This is a genomic window from Allobosea sp. 2RAB26 (assembly GCF_052115465.1).
Lineage (GTDB): Bacteria > Pseudomonadota > Alphaproteobacteria > Rhizobiales > Beijerinckiaceae > Allobosea.
This window is the reverse complement of sequence record NZ_JBFRGS010000088.1, coordinates 1-477: the sequence shown is the minus strand read 5'-3', so window position 1 is coordinate 477 and position 477 is coordinate 1. Positions and strand designations below refer to the sequence as shown.

The window sequence follows — 477 nt, the reverse complement described above, 5'->3', positions numbered from 1 at the left end:
GGCATTGCCCTCGACCCGGTCGTCGCCGGCGCCGGCGAAGACGATGTCGTCATCCGCGTCGCCCTCGATCCGGTCGCGCCCATCGCCGCCGAAGACGATGTCGTCACCGGTCCCGCCATGGATCTGGTCGTCGCCGCTGCCGCCCGCGAGGTGATCGTCGCCGGAACCGCCGTCGAGCACATCGTCACCGTCGTCGCCGGAGAGCGTGTCGTCGCCATCCTCGCCGAAGAGCCGGTCATCGCCGCCGCCGCCGGCCGCTGCATCGTCGCCCGCGCCGAGCTGGGCCGTGTCCTGGCCGGCGCCGAACTGGACGATGTCGACATGAGCGCCACCGGTGACGACATTGTTGCCGTTGCCGGTGCGGACGCTGTTGGTGCCATCGCCGGTGAAGATCGTGTTGTCGCCTTCGCCGCCGTCGATCCAGTCGTCGCCGGCGCCGCCGTCGAGGATGTCGTCGCCGTCCTCACCATAGACCCC

Annotated in this window: 1 protein-coding gene; it reads right to left on the bottom strand. The window is 70.9% G+C overall.

Features of this window, described 5'->3' with window-relative positions:
- Positions 1-477, bottom strand: a 477-nt coding sequence (locus AB4118_RS34145) for a calcium-binding protein (protein ID WP_441493917.1), incomplete at both ends; no start/stop codon positions are given.